The organism is Dapis hubbardiae BLCC-M172 (genome assembly GCF_050016015.1).
In the GTDB taxonomy this organism is placed as follows: domain Bacteria; phylum Cyanobacteriota; class Cyanobacteriia; order Cyanobacteriales; family Microcoleaceae; genus Trichodesmium.
This window is the reverse complement of sequence record NZ_JBNHEQ010000272.1, coordinates 20,504-34,824: the sequence shown is the minus strand read 5'-3', so window position 1 is coordinate 34,824 and position 14,321 is coordinate 20,504. Positions and strand designations below refer to the sequence as shown.

Annotated in this window: 13 protein-coding genes and 1 pseudogene; 7 read left to right on the top strand and 7 right to left on the bottom strand. The window is 36.7% G+C overall.

Annotation, left to right across the window (positions count from 1 at the left end):
• The 3 genes from ACP6PK_RS25455 to ACP6PK_RS25445 form a co-directional block, all read right to left on the bottom strand.
• Positions 1-999 (bottom strand): S-layer homology domain-containing protein (locus ACP6PK_RS25455; protein WP_426563762.1); only part of this gene is annotated, 999 nt, incomplete at its 3' end.
• 777 nt (positions 1,000-1,776) lie between these two features.
• Positions 1,777-2,457, bottom strand: coding sequence for a polysaccharide deacetylase family protein (locus ACP6PK_RS25450; RefSeq protein WP_426563760.1), 681 nt, complete (start codon positions 2,455-2,457; stop codon positions 1,777-1,779).
• A gap of 540 nt (positions 2,458-2,997) precedes the next feature.
• Complete coding sequence (locus tag ACP6PK_RS25445) at positions 2,998-4,113, bottom strand: CAP domain-containing protein (protein WP_426563758.1); 1,116 nt, start codon at positions 4,111-4,113, stop codon at positions 2,998-3,000.
• Positions 4,114-4,962: 849 nt separating this feature from the next.
• Here ACP6PK_RS25445 and rd point away from each other — a divergent pair.
• From rd to ACP6PK_RS25410, 7 genes and pseudogenes are all read left to right on the top strand, one after another.
• Positions 4,963-5,127 carry a rubredoxin gene (rd, locus tag ACP6PK_RS25440; protein WP_094673777.1) on the top strand — a complete coding sequence of 55 codons (165 nt, stop codon included), beginning with the start codon at positions 4,963-4,965 and terminating at the stop codon, positions 5,125-5,127.
• 12 nt (positions 5,128-5,139) lie between these two features.
• Positions 5,140-6,387 (top strand): BaiN/RdsA family NAD(P)/FAD-dependent oxidoreductase, encoded by a 1,248-nt coding sequence (locus ACP6PK_RS25435; protein ID WP_426563756.1) that lies wholly within the window; start codon positions 5,140-5,142, stop codon positions 6,385-6,387.
• 388 nt (positions 6,388-6,775) lie between these two features.
• Positions 6,776-7,882, top strand: coding sequence for a PIN domain-containing protein (locus tag ACP6PK_RS25430; protein WP_426563754.1), 1,107 nt, complete (start codon positions 6,776-6,778; stop codon positions 7,880-7,882).
• A 71-nt stretch (positions 7,883-7,953) separates the two neighbouring features.
• Positions 7,954-8,184 carry a hypothetical protein gene (locus ACP6PK_RS25425; RefSeq protein ID WP_246844236.1) on the top strand — a complete coding sequence of 77 codons (231 nt, stop codon included), beginning with the start codon at positions 7,954-7,956 and terminating at the stop codon, positions 8,182-8,184.
• A 136-nt stretch (positions 8,185-8,320) separates the two neighbouring features.
• Positions 8,321-9,028 (top strand): SDR family oxidoreductase, encoded by a 708-nt coding sequence (locus ACP6PK_RS25420; RefSeq protein WP_426563751.1) that lies wholly within the window; start codon positions 8,321-8,323, stop codon positions 9,026-9,028.
• 445 nt (positions 9,029-9,473) lie between these two features.
• A complete protein-coding gene (gene hppD / locus ACP6PK_RS25415) occupies positions 9,474-10,535 on the top strand; it encodes a 4-hydroxyphenylpyruvate dioxygenase (protein WP_426563749.1) in 1,062 nt (353 codons plus the stop codon).
• A 383-nt stretch (positions 10,536-10,918) separates the two neighbouring features.
• A pseudogene (locus ACP6PK_RS25410) lies at positions 10,919-11,077 on the top strand (IS630-like element ISMae25 family transposase); the annotation flags it as partial.
• Positions 11,078-11,165: 88 nt separating this feature from the next.
• Here the strand turns inward: ACP6PK_RS25410 and ACP6PK_RS25405 are convergent.
• The 4 genes from ACP6PK_RS25405 to ACP6PK_RS25390 form a co-directional block, all read right to left on the bottom strand.
• The gene (locus ACP6PK_RS25405) at positions 11,166-11,291 is read right to left on the bottom strand and encodes a hypothetical protein (RefSeq protein WP_256386517.1); all 126 of its coding nucleotides are present in this window, start codon (positions 11,289-11,291) and stop codon (positions 11,166-11,168) included.
• Positions 11,284-12,999 carry an ABC transporter ATP-binding protein/permease gene (locus ACP6PK_RS25400; protein ID WP_426563747.1) on the bottom strand — a complete coding sequence of 572 codons (1,716 nt, stop codon included), beginning with the start codon at positions 12,997-12,999 and terminating at the stop codon, positions 11,284-11,286. Before ACP6PK_RS25400 ends, ACP6PK_RS25405 begins: the two co-directional genes overlap by 8 nt.
• A 328-nt stretch (positions 13,000-13,327) precedes the next feature.
• Entirely contained in the window at positions 13,328-13,543 is a 216-nt protein-coding gene (locus ACP6PK_RS25395; protein WP_426563745.1) for a hypothetical protein, read from the bottom strand.
• A 93-nt stretch (positions 13,544-13,636) separates the two neighbouring features.
• Positions 13,637-14,011, bottom strand: coding sequence for a hypothetical protein (locus tag ACP6PK_RS25390; protein WP_426563743.1), 375 nt, complete (start codon positions 14,009-14,011; stop codon positions 13,637-13,639).
• Positions 14,012-14,321: the final 310 nt, after the last annotated feature.

Sequence of the window (14,321 nt, the reverse complement as noted above, 5' to 3'; positions counted from 1 at the left end):
ATTTTCTGTAGAAGTTGTTTCGGGATTTTCTGAGTTAGAATTTTCTCTAGTATTTGTTACTTCTGTAGTGCTTTGTGAACTTGTATTTTCTGTAGAAGTTGTTTCGGGATTTTCTGAGTTAGAATTTTCTCTAGTATTTATTACTTCTGTACTTCTTTGTGAATTTGTATTTTCTGTAGAAGTTGTTTCGGGATTTTCTGAGTTAGGATTTTCTCTGGTTATTGTTGTTTCTGTAGTCTGGTTCGGTAAAGTCGCAGTGGTTGTTGAACGACTATTTTTAGAAAAATTTGCAATATATTCTGAGGGAACTTTCGCAACTACTTCATCATTATTTTTTTGATTATTGGCAATAGCTTGACAGAGAAAAGTAGCTACATCTGAGCGAGTAGCATCTTGATTAGGATTAAGCTGCCTAACATTTGGATAATTAACAACAATACCTTTTTCTGTTGCTGCTGCAATAGCTTTTTTTGCATCTTCAGGAATTGCTTCTGCATCGTCAAAAAAATTGTTTAAATTCTTTTCTGAAGATGAACTTGCTTGATAATTTAAACCTCCACTTAAAGCCGTCAAAACTTGCCAGCGTGTAATCTTGAGAGTCGGGTTAAAAGCTTTACCAATATATGCCGATAGAAAACCCATTTGATAAGATTTTTGAATAGCATTATAAGCCCAATAGTCTTGAGGAATATCTACAAAATTAATCGAATCCCGCACAAGTTTTGTATCTGGAAAAGCCTTAATAATTATTGCAGCAAATTCGGCTCTAGTTACAGGCGCATTAGGGCGAAAATTTTGATTTTTTTCGTCGCCAGATATTATTTTTTTGTCTAATAAACTATTAATACAAGCTTGAGCAAAATGATTTTCAATGTCTTGTAAGGTTGTTTCCGCAAGTGCTGATGTAATTTTTTTGCGGTTAAATAATTCTGGGGTAATTATGGTACTTAACCCTACGAACAAAGCAAGTATAGAATGCCACTTATAAATTTTAATCATTAATATTCCTCCACCAATTCTGATAAAAGTCAAAAGTCAAAAGTAATCTCTGACCCAAAAATAAACTCTCCCTTTTAAGAAAGTTAAAAGTTAAAAGTCAAAAAAATTTAACTTCAGTATTTCAAGTCTCTGACTGTAGCGGTCGGTACTGTTTGGCTCCACGATATGTTTCGGAGCATTCCGTCAGGAAAAAACTAAGTTCCGACCCAGAAGGCTAACTGATAACTGAAGAAAACCTTTAACTACAGATTGATAATTTCTTATTTTACTCCCTTTATTATGCTTTGACTAAATAAAATTACATTTAGTTCCCTTTTCATTACAAGAAGGAAGGAGGAATAAGGTTAATTTCAACAAGAATTACAAACCGAATTAATACCAAGCGTGATAAATGTTTATTACATAAGCTAGGGACGTTGCATACAACCTCTGTACGGAAGGATAAATAAGGCTTTAGTTCTCTAGCAAAGAAGGGGTAAATATTGAAAAAAAGGGGGAAATGGTGTGGGGTTTTGGTCATTTCAGTTATCAGTAACCTCTGGCTGTTTGCGCAGCATGACCTAGGAAACCCAGAGGCTTGGAATAATGAACTTTTATCTTTTCATTCCCTTAAAATGGGAGGCTTTGAACCTCTTTTTTTGGTAACAAAACCCCCTAACCTTTGCTATTAGCTAAGGATTGACATCCTTAGCCTGATTCAAACTTTAATATTGAGTTTATAAAACGTCTTTTAAGTGAGTTAAAATAGGAATATTTGTCTATTTATTTTTATTCATTTCAACACTTTTTTATCTTTGTTCCCCACATTTGATCTATAGTAATAAATTTATAGTTTTTCTCCAGTAAAACAGGAATTATTTCTGTAACACTTTTGGCAACATCCTGACCGCCAGAACATCCATCATGCAAAACAATAATCGAACCATTAGATGTTTGCTGAACTACTCGATTAACAACTACTGAAATTCCTGGTCTAACCCAATCTACAGGTACTACAGTCCACATCACAGTTCTATATTCCCATTCCTTTAATAACTTAATAATTTGAGGTGTAGCTATGCCATAAGGAGGACGCACATCAAAAATTGATTGTGGTGCTAATCCACAGGCTTTATTAATAGAAAGTTGCGTTTTTTCTAAACTAGATTTAAGTTCAATAGGAGTTAGTTTAGGAAATGAAATATGTTCGTAGCCATGCAAACCAATCCAATGACCTTTTTCATATATTGCTTTAGTTACTTCTGGATAACTGTCTACACATATTCCTAATAAAAAAAAGTTTGCTTTAATCTGATACTTATCTAAAACTTCTAATAATTGAGGTGTATATTCTGGGTGAGGTCCGTCATCGAAGGTAAGAGTAATTTCTGGTTTTTGTGTGTTTCCTTGCCATAAACAATTGGGAAAAGAAAATTTTAATATTGGATGTAAAATCGGAAGTAAAGGTGCTAATGCCATATAGAAAAATCTAATTTTTTGCTTTTAAATTATATCATATAAAATTTAGGAAATAAGTGGAAATTTATTAGCTCCCCATTCCGCACCGAAAAAATATTCTCGCTTAAATAGCTATATAATTTTTAGGTGTTGGTGATGCGTGGCTATGATTTTTCTGGCATTCTAGAAACCGGGTTTGTGTTAGATGCCGATAAATAGTGAAATTTGTCTCCAACAAACCCGGTTTCTGATAACAGCTCTTTAGATTTCATAGCTCGGTTCACCAACACCAATTTTTATTATGGCTCATTAATGAGACTTGATGAGGACTTAGGCATAACCACCACATCTTGTAGGGGTGATTTCCTAACGGAATGCTCCTAATTACGCGAATCACCCCTACAGATAGCGTATAATTCGACATTTTGCGTAAGTCCTATTGATATTAGAGATTACTTTTAGCTTTTGACTTGCGTATAGCGCTATAACAGGAATGGGTTTGGAGACCAAACCCCCCTAATTTCTGGGGGTTGGATGGAACTCCCCATGCTCCCCGACTCCCTAACTTTCAAAGGGCGTACCAAAAACCTGCGTCCAATAATGATTGGCGTTAACGCTACCAGTATCCTCCTCCAAGAAATAGTAACCAATACCAATTTCTTCCAAATTAGGGTTGAGAATATTAGCACGATGTCCGTCGCTACCCATCCACGCTTCTACTACTGCTTCCGGTGTCTGTTGCCCGGCAGCAATATTTTCTGCCCAAGCTGAAAAGTCATATCCTGTAGCTGCAATACGATCGCCTGCGGAGGAACCATCTAATCCGGTATGCTCGAAAAAGTCTAGTTCTGCCATATTCTGCGAGTGAGTTTGTGCTGCCTGATTTAACAGTGGATCTGCTGTCAGGGGATCTAAACCTAACTGAGTACGCTCTTGGTTGGTAAGTGCGACGACTCTATCTATAAAATCTTGACTATCTGGTTCAGTTCCAATATTGGAATTACCTTCAAATACGAAATTGGCACTACTGAGACTACCCACAGATATGTTATTTACTTGAGCGATCGCTTCTCCAGTTAGACTATCAATAATTAGAGTGTTTTGCTGACTATCACCACTACTTTCTAAACTAATGTTGTTTACACCATCGGGTAGCTGAATTAGATCGATGCCATTTTCAAAATCAGCTATTTCATCAATACCTGCACCACTTTCTAATACAAAAACATCGCTCCCCTCTCCACCAGTGAGAGTATCTTCTCCTAAACCACCACGAAGAGTATCATTATCTCGATCACCAAACAAAGCATCGTTACCTGCATCCCCAAAAAGAGCGTCATTATTTTTGCCTCCATATAAAGTGTCAGCACCATTTCCTCCTCTAACCACATCATTTTCGCGATCGCCACGAACTAAGTCATCACCGCCACCACCGTCTACCGAGTCATTGTCTTTCCCTCCAAATAAAGTGTCAGCACCATCTCCACCATTAAGACTATCTTCGCCCCGGTTTCCCATAATTACCTCTGAGTCTGAAGATCCTGTAATTAGATCGTTGCCACCAAGAGCTGCTAACCCATCGGGAAAATCAGCTAGTTCTCCAAAGGAGAGAGCTATAATGTCAGCATTATCGCTGGCGAGTAAATTATTTCCATTAGGAGTAAGTTCGTTTTCCATTTGTTAGATCCTCTAAAAAATTTCTTTAACTTATACAAGATTTACAATGAGATACGAAAAACTAGGTTTGAGATTGCTTTCCGTTCCGGACTGCTCCACAAACCCTGTTAGTCGCAATGACGCAAATACCTTGTACTGTGTAAGTCCTATAGAAGCCATTTGGTATCTCCAGAAAATAGGTCATCAGGAGAAGCAATTGATAATTTATGGGTAAGAATTGATTGGATTTTGGCAGATATCTAATACACCCCATCTCCTTCACTCCCCATCACCCCATCACCCCACCTCCCCATCACCCCCTCTACTTTTAAATAGATACCTTCAGGGGTTCTATATAATTAATAGGGGCTACACAAACGGAATCCTGAAATCCGGTTTTTTCGTAGATGTTTATTGTTCAAACCAAGGATTTTTTCTAGCAACGGAGTTTCTTTGCGTAAATCCTATAATTAACAGGACTTACGCAAAATATCAATTTATACGCCACCTGTAGGGGTGCTTCTTATACGCCAAGGGGGTGCTTCGCGAAGCACCCCTACTAGATATGGTGGTTATGCGTAAATCCTATAATTAAATTATAATCAAAGCTGATTTCAGTTAACAATCAGTAATTGTCGCAAATTGAAATTAAATTCATATCTTGATTCTGTAAAAATACATATTATTGGCATGATATATAGCGTTTCCTAAGCTTATGAGGTACAGTTGTATTTTTTTCTTTTTGTTCCCTGTTCCCTGTTCCCTCTTTTCCAATGAATAACTTAACAAAACTTTACAATTTGATAGTAGAACCTCTAGTCCACAAACTTGTAAAATCCAGATGAACTACTTAGAGAGGAATAAATTAGGATGAAAAAGTATGTCTGTATTGTCTGTGGATATATATATGATCCGGAAGAAGGAGACCCAGATAGTGGTATAGATCCAGGAACTGCCTTTGAAGACATCCCCGATGATTGGGTTTGTCCAGTTTGTGAAGTAGGCAAAGAAGAGTTTGAACCAGTTGAAGAGTAATTAATATATAAAATGTCTTTCTCACCTCTTAAAATTATAGTTGTCGGTGGGGGAGCAGCAGGTTTTTTTGCAGCGTTGGCAGCAGGCGATATCACCTGTAGTACCCCCCAAACCCATGTCACCATTTTAGAAGCAGGACGACAACCTCTGGTAAAAGTCCGCATATCTGGTGGTGGACGTTGTAATGTCACCCACGCTTGCTTTGACCCAGCAATTTTTATCCAAAACTACCCCAGAGGTAGTAAAGCACTTCGGGGTGCATTCACTAGATTTCAAGCTCGCGATACTGTGCAATGGTTCGCGGGTAGGGGCGTACAGTTAAAAACTGAAGCAGATGGACGGATGTTTCCTACTACTGATGATTCTGCCACAATAGTTGAATGTTTAACTAAGGTTGCTTTGTCGAAGGGTGTAAATATTCGTACAGGTGCAGCAGTGGTTTCAGTAAAACGCAAGACCACAGAGGGAGGGAGAAATTTATTTCTAGTCGAGTTAAGATCGGGAGAAGTTCTGGAGTGCGATCGCTTACTTCTGGCAACTGGCAGTAGTCCTGTTGGCCATCGTCTGGCAAAAGGATTAGGCCATAAAGTTGTTCCTCCTGTTCCTTCTCTATTTACTTTCAATATCTCTGACCCCCGTCTCAAAGATTTGGCTGGTATTTCGGTTGAGAATGTCTGTTTACAACTTCCGAAGGCTAAGTTAAAACAAATTGGCCCTGTGCTGGTGACTCATTGGGGTTTAAGTGGGCCAGCAACTTTAAAGTTATCTGCTTGGGGTGCTAGATTTCTCTATGAAAATCGCTATAAATCTGATTTATTAATTAATTGGTTATCAGATATTAATTCAGAGGAAATACGAACTAAATTATTAGAATTTAAAAGTTTGGAAAAAAAGGCAATTCTAAATAGTTGTCCGTTTTCTCTACCTCGTCGTTTATGGGAACGTTTAATTATTGCTGCGGATATTGACTCTCAAAAACGTTGGGCGGAGTTATCAAATAAGGCTATTAATAAGTTAATTTTGGAATTGACTCAAGGTAAATATAAGATTCAAGGAAAAGGAGTTTTTAAGGAAGAGTTTGTTACTTGTGGTGGGGTAAGTTTAAAAGAAGTTAATTTTAAAACTATGGAAAGTCGTTGTTGTCCAGGGTTATATTTTGCGGGAGAAATTTTAGATATTGATGGAATTACAGGTGGTTTTAATTTTCAAAGTGCATGGACAACTGGATGGTTAGCAGGTCAAAGTATAATTAATAATTAATAATGGATAATGGATAATTATTGCTCTGCTGATTAAATATCAAAGCATTGAAATACAAAAGCCCAAGCCTTTTTTGGGTGGAAAAAATTACCTGGTTTTCAGCTCCTAAAGCTGCAAAAAGTTAGTATTTGGGGCAGACAAGATTCTATCTCCTCCATCTCCCCAAACTTCCTAAACTCCCCACCCTCTACAAACAAAGTCTAATGTTCCCTTTTATTGTATAATCTATATTTATATAGCACTACGAATTAAGATTTAAGGTGTTTAACATTGGTATAATCTGAAACTTTGTTACAGTAAATTTTTGCCTTTTACCTTTTGCCTAATCCGTAGTGGTATATAATTCTCAAAATGCTTTATCGAAGCTAACATAATTAGGCAATAGGCTATGTCAGATAATTCTGGTTTGCTAGTGACTAATAATTCTACTACTATTAACACTATCAGCCACTATATTTACCAAACTATTGTTTCCATTCAACAGCAACATCGAGAATGGATAACTCCAAAGTACAGGAACATTCCTTGGCATTATCCCAAGTATCAATCTACTTTGACTAATAAGCTGACAAAAGGGCTTTCTAATGTTAAAAACCAGGATGCTTTGAAGCTGAAAGTCACAAATTATCTCCAAATTCTGCTAACTCCAGAGTTTATTAATTCTGCTCAATATAATGTTTTAATTGCTGAGATAGACAAACATATTTATCCAGAAATAACCTTAGTTTCATCTGATGAAATTACTAATTATCAGGTTTCCGATTTATCCACAAATGGAAAGAAATTAGTAGAGCCAGGAATTGCTATTTTACTGTTAGATGTAGAAAATTTACCACTCGATCCTGAAACAGAAAAAATTCTTGTAGATATCTGCAATTATCCAATTTCAATTAAGGTTGCTTTTGCTAACTGGCGCAGTATGGGGAAAAAAGATGAAGAATTTCATCAACGTGGTTATCAATTAATTCATGTTCCTCCTGGAAAAGATAGTGCAGATTTAAAAATGGCAACGGTTGGTTCTTCTATTTTTCTCAATTATCCCAAGGCTAAGGAAGTTTTAGTTTGTTCTTCTGACCGAGGATTAACTCATCTTGGTACTACTCTACAATCTCATGGCTTAACTGTTTATCAGGTGCGGAAATATAAAAATCAAATTACTGTTTTAAATAGTCAAACTGGGGAATCAAAAATATATGCTTTGTCGGTACCAGACATTCCTACTATTAATAAGTTTATTATTCAGTTACAGGAATTAATTCGAGCAGAAACAGCAAAAATCGGACAGCAATGGATTAAATTTTCGAGAATTTCTGCTTTGTATAAAGAAAGTTATAAGTTGAATCTTAAAGATGTAGTTGCAACTCACTTTCCTAGTCAAAAGTCAAATCATATATTTATTAATTATCCAGTTTACTTTGCACTTCATCAACCATCGGAAAAATCTCAAGCTTATGTCAGTATTTTTAATTTTTTTAAGCCAGAAAAAAAAAATTAAATTCTCCTTCAGATCAGGTTGAAAAACATATTGAAATTACAGATGCTTCTCAGATTATTTCCCAGGAAGATATGGAAAAAGTATTGGTTAAAATTTTGAGTAATTTAACTGCTGAGTCTCCAGGAAGTTATGTTCCTATTTCTAATCTTGGCAGTGAGTTTCATCGGTTATATGGTCAACCAATTACAAAGGCTATTAAGCGGTTTCAACCAAGTAAAAAGTTTCCTAAGTTTTTGGAGTTATGTAGTTCGCTGAAGTTGTATAAGTCTGAAGAAGGTCGTTGGTTTGTTACTTTAAATTAGGGTTTGCTGAAAAACTCTTATTAGTCAGGGTGGGAGTCAGGAGTCAGGAGTCAGAAGTCAGGAGTCAGAATAAATGGGAATTATATAGGAGGTAGTATGATAAAAGAGAATGTGAAGAAAAGTAAAGAAAAAGTAAATGAAGGATAAAGTTGTCGTAATAGTCGGTGCGACTGGAGGTATAGGTTCAGCAGTGGCACAGAAACTGGCAAACTCTGACGCAAATTTAGTTTTGGCCGCCAGAAATAATAATAGATTAGATGCTTTAGCGACCCAACTATCTACTACCGAGACTATTACCGTACCGACAGACATCACCAACCCACAGGAAGTAGAAACCCTGATGGAAAAAGCGACCAACCATTTTGGCAAAATAGATGTTTTGGTCAATGCAGCAGGAGCAGGTATTCTCAAGCAATGGAACAAAATTGAACCTGCTGACTTGGATATTATGCTAGACCTGAATTTGAAAGGCAGTTTCTATACTTGTCAAGCTGCTGCCAATATAATGAAAGGACAAAAATCAGGCCATATTTGTAATGTTATTGGAATTCTTGGTAAACATTCAATGGCAATGGGAAGTGTTTATTGTGCTTCTAAGTTTGGTTTGGTAGGGTTGAGCAAATGTATGGCAGATGAACTACGGCGTTATGGTATTAAGGTAACTCTTTTCTATTTCGGGGGAGTGAATACCCCTTTTTGGGATAATGTGAGTCTGAAAGTCGATCGCTCAAAAATGCTCAGTTCGGAAACTGCTGCTGATGCAATTATGTTTGCTCTAAATGCAGAACCCCAAGCAGTACCGATGGAAATAAATATTCAACCAGATAGTCACTTATTCTTTTAAGGGAGTAGGGTTCATTAATTGATAATTGATAATTGATAATTGATAATTACCTCTGGTTAAAACCGCTCTTGATTGAATATAAGGAAATATCCTAGCACTTTTTTTCCTCTTGAAAGAGGAGGCTTTAAACCAGAATTATTTAATTAATAATTAATAATTATTCGGTAAACTAATGAATCAGAATACTATAAATCCTAAACAACTTATAGTGATTTGAATAAATAATACAATTTGGAAATTAGGAAACTTGATTCTTGATGGAGGCAAAATATAAGATTTACTTACTACTTAAAACTTACTACCTATTACTTGTAATAATATTTTTTCCCAATAGACATTTCCAACAATAAAAAATCAAATCAATAATTATTTCCGCCTATTCCCTATTCCCTCTTTCCCCTTACTCCCTACTCCCTACTCCCTATAAAAATAATAAAAGTTGATTATGGAATTCGATCATATTCATTTTTACGTTGAAAATGCTATTGAGTCGCGAGACTGGTTTAGAGAAAAATTAGGTTTTAAAGCGATCGCTTCTCAAACCAGTCAACATACCCAGAAAGAAATTATCAACAGAGGTCAAGTATATTTTGCCTTATCTTCTGCTATTACACCAGAAAGTCCTGTTGCTAATTTTCTCAGTTTACATCCTCCTGGAGTCGCTGATGTAGCTTTTCGGGTTCGAGATATTAACTCAGTTGTGGCGAAAGCAGCAGTTAACGGAGCAGAAATTTTGCAACCTATTCAGGAAAATGCACAGGGTTTGAAGTGGGCAAAAATTTCTGGATGGGGAGACTTGACTCATACTTTGATTGAAAAAATTGATGATGCACAAATTTTACATTCTACTACTCAATTTTCTAGGGATATTGTGGCGATCGACCATGTGGTTTTGAATGTAGCTGAGGATAATTTAGCATCTGCTTTTAATTGGTATAATCAAATTTTAGATTTCCAACCTCATCAAAATTTTGACATTCAGACAAATAATTCTGGTTTACGCAGTCAGGTTATGATACACCCAGAGGGAGGAGTCAAATTTCCTATTAATGAACCCACATCTGCTAATTCTCAAATTCAAGAATTTTTGGATGCTAACCGTGGTGCGGGGATACAACATATTGCTTTACGCACAGAGAATATTTTGGGAGTTGTGGAAGAGTTGCGATCGCTTGGTTTACCTTTTTTGCAAGTTCCAGCAACATATTATTCTAGTCTGGAAACTAAAGCATTAAGTTATCTATCAGAAACTAACTGGCAAAAAGTTCAAGATTGTCAAATTTTGTTAGACTGGCAAGAAAGTATACCAGGAGCAATGTTACTACAAATTTTTACCCAACCAATATTTAACGAACCAACAGTATTTTTTGAGTTTATTGAGCGTAAAGTTGTTTGGGTTAATGGTAAACAAATGGAGACTCCTGGTTTTGGTCAAGGTAATTTTCAAGCTTTATTTGAAGCTATTGAAAGAGAACAAATGAAGCGAGGTAGTTTGGGGAAAAATTAAAGATTAAATGTAGTAGACCAACACACCTTAAATGGTGCAATAGATATCGGTTGGGTTGTTTGCGCGATTCATTGCGCAGCATGGGACGTTTGCGGAGCATTTCCAACGGAAAAACCCAACAAAAATCTTTCTCCCCTACTCCCCTACTCCCCTACTCCCCTACTCCCCTACTCCCTAATGCACAGTTTTGGCTATGTCAGTCTAGTAGTGGACTGTTTCATCTAAAATGGTGCATTAGAATAGCCAGCCAAAAGTTACTCTTGCTAAGAATTGCCTTGGCGAAGCCTAGCGGCAGCTATATCGCTAAAATAAGCAATTAAGCAATCTGGACTGTTTCAGCTAAAATAGCCCCATAGAATAGTCAGCAATGGAGGACAATAGTTATGGGAAGAGGTTGGAGAGCTAAACTATATCTGACGGTAGAACAGAAAGATAACCTAGAAAAAATCGCTCGAAATGGTTATGCGCCAGCTAAAAAAATTCTACACGCTCAAATTCTTGTGATGTGTAATGAAGCCGTTACAACCAACAGAAACTGGACTATAATTAGGCATTACAATTAGGGTTGATTTTTATTTTTATGGATCGTGCGTTACGCTATCAATAAAACACTCTAATGGACCGTTTCAGCTAACGGAATGCTCCGCAAATATGTAGCACAGAGATAATTACTGTGCCAATTTTTTTTATAATCATTAAACTGACTATGATATAAGTAGGCGATCGCTCTGACTCATCTACCAAGAAATTAACCACTTGCTAAAAATTTGTAATCTTGGGCACAACTCACTCGCCAAGTTTCATCACCAACTACTTCTAAAACTTGTTGGTGATATGGCAACAAAGTCGGGCGGTGTCCCACACTAATATATGTAGTCGATAGACTTTGCAAATGTTTGTAGAGATTTTGTTCATTTTTCACATCCAAAGCGCTAGTTGCTTCATCTAAAATTGCATAACGAGGTTGAGTCAGTAACAAACGGGCAAAAGCAACCCGCTGTTGTTCTCCTATCGACAACACATGCTCCCAGTCTTCAATAGCATCTAAACCACCTAACCTTTCAGCTAAGTCTGGCAGGTTAACTTCTTTTAGAACTTGATAAATTTCTGCATCAGAAATATTTAGGTCAGTGCGTGGATAGAGCAGTTGATCGCGTAGAGAACTTAAAATAATATAGGGACGCTGAGGCAAGAAAAGAATTTCTTCTAATTTCGCTCGGTAAATTGCACCAGTTCCAGACTTCCACAAACCAGCGATCGCTCGCAAAATAGAACTCTTACCGCAACCACTCACCCCTACAATTAAGAGTCCTTCCCCTAGTTGTACATCTACAGATACATCTCTAACTAAAGTTCGTTGATAGTTGGGAGTTTGTAACGTAAGATGTTGTAAGCTTAAACGTGAATCTTCAACCGTATCAATTGTCGTAGTGCCTTCTGGATGAGATACTTTCGGTTCCTCCATCAACTTACTAAAACTTTCGATACGCTCGATACCTGCAACAAAATCAGTCATTTGCTCAAATCGTGTGATCATGACAATTAAAGACCTAAAAACCCTGAAAAATGCTCCGCTTGCTACTGTTAAGACTCCCACTTCCGTCTGACCAGACAATATCATTGGACCAACAATTAAAGCAGGTAATATATAGGCGATAAACTCATATCCATTGCTAAATATCTCCATATTTCTCTCCCAACCAACGATTCGATGATAATTTCTTAAGGCATCCTGAAGCAGTTTTTTAACATTTTCTAATTCCCGCAATGCACCCTGATAAAAAGCTATGGATTCGGCATTTTCCCGAATTCTAACTAACCCAAATCGAAAATTTGCTTCTTTTTTCCGTTGTTGAAATTTCAGTGGAATTAAGATACTTCCAAATCCAACCATTGTAATCAGAATGCCGAAAAAGGCATAGAATACCATGCTAATTACTAGAGTGTGAGAAATGAACCAAAGTTGCGCTCCATAACTAATAATATCCATAATAGCTCTGGTAAAAATTGTGAAGAACTTCACAGAATCATCGCAAAAAGTTCTAATATCTTCAGAAATCCGCTGATCGGGATTGTCAATAATTTTCTCTGAATTGAGATCGTAAAAAGCGCGATCGCTGAGATATTGATTTAGAAACCGATTTGTCATCCAATTTCTCCAGAACAGACGGAGCTTATCTTGAGTGAAGTGAACAGTGGCTATAACAGGTACACTGAGAAGATATACTCCTAAAAACCTCTGTACAGCTTGCCAGAATCCTGCTGCATCTTGCTCTGCCAGGGATGAAATAAATTGTCCTTGCTGGGCATTGCGAAAGACTCCTAGATTAGCCCATACTATTGTCAAAGTTATTATGAGAAACAGCAAGCAAATTGCTCCCCATTTTTCTTCTGAAGACCAGTATGGTTTGGCTACTACCCAAAAACGCTGGAATGCACTGAAGTCAATCTTGATTTTTTTCATGGTTTTGATTTTTTATCTCACATTCCGCACATCAATTTGTAACATTAAAAGCAGCATAAAAATCGGTAGCTTGCGCTCATTTTTATACTATGTTTTGAAGTGCGGGATGTAGTTTTTATTACTTTAACTTAAATTGTCACTGTAGCATAAAATGGCAATTGGGGGATTTGGGTATAGATCCAAATTAACTGTCTGTATGGTAGGCAAAGATTTAATCACAGAAACTTGCAATAAATCAAATAGTATTTGCTCACCTGAAATTTTTGCTATATTCCAATATGAATATTGGCGAGCAGGATGCTCGCACTATTTATTTTTCGACTACAACCTAAATGTTGAAGTTACAATTTGCTTCTCCTTCATCGGAATAGGAATTTGGAAAAAATTCTAATTCTTCTACTTTATCTCTGAGGTTGCTATTAGTTACCCCCACATCATATTCAACATTAACTAACCGATTTTGTAGAGTGATAACTTTTTCCTCTAGGTATTCTATTCTGCTGAATAATTCTGAGATTTTTTTGCTGTCTAGAAATTGCTGCATTTTGTTTTAGCTATGTTCAAAATTAATCTTGAGTGCTTGAGAAAAACCTTGCTAGTTTTTATTAGCAAGGTTTGGTAAATAAACGGATATTTTTTACGCCGAAATATTAGGTCTCCACTGATTTCGGATAGCTTCGACAAGCATTCCTTCTGGGTTGCGTAAGGTGGTCATTCTCCGACGACGATATACTGCAACGACTGCCATAGCATCTCGCACTACTTCAGCATTGGTGTTTAAAATCAATTCTGTTAGCCAGGAGTTAAGTGTGAATCCTGCCTTTTCCACTTCTTGCAAAATATCATTTGTCTGAACATTTACAGGTGTTTGTGAAGTGTCTGGCATCTTGTGGTCATTTTCCACAACTCGGAGCAGACGGTCTAGCAATTCTGGCCCATAGGAATCAGCAAATTCTTTTGCGACTCGGATTTCATCTCCGAAAGTTTGAGGATTTTGTCGATTTAATTTCATAATGTAAATATCTTTGATTTTTCAGCTTCCCGATTTGGCCCTATGGTTGAGTTGGGAATTTTTTGTTTAGCAGTTGGCCATTATTTTTACTACTACTGTTTTTAATGTATTCCCTAACCATAGAGTAAAAAAAATTGGTCATCTATTTAACTGTATCTCTTATCATATAAAGTGTCCAGTTATTAATATATGCTTTCAAGTGCGTATTTTATTATGTTGTTGAGTGCGTAGTTAGATATGATGTCAGATGCGTACATTAATATATGCTTTCAAGTGCGTATTTTATTATGTTGTTGAGTGCGTAGTTAGA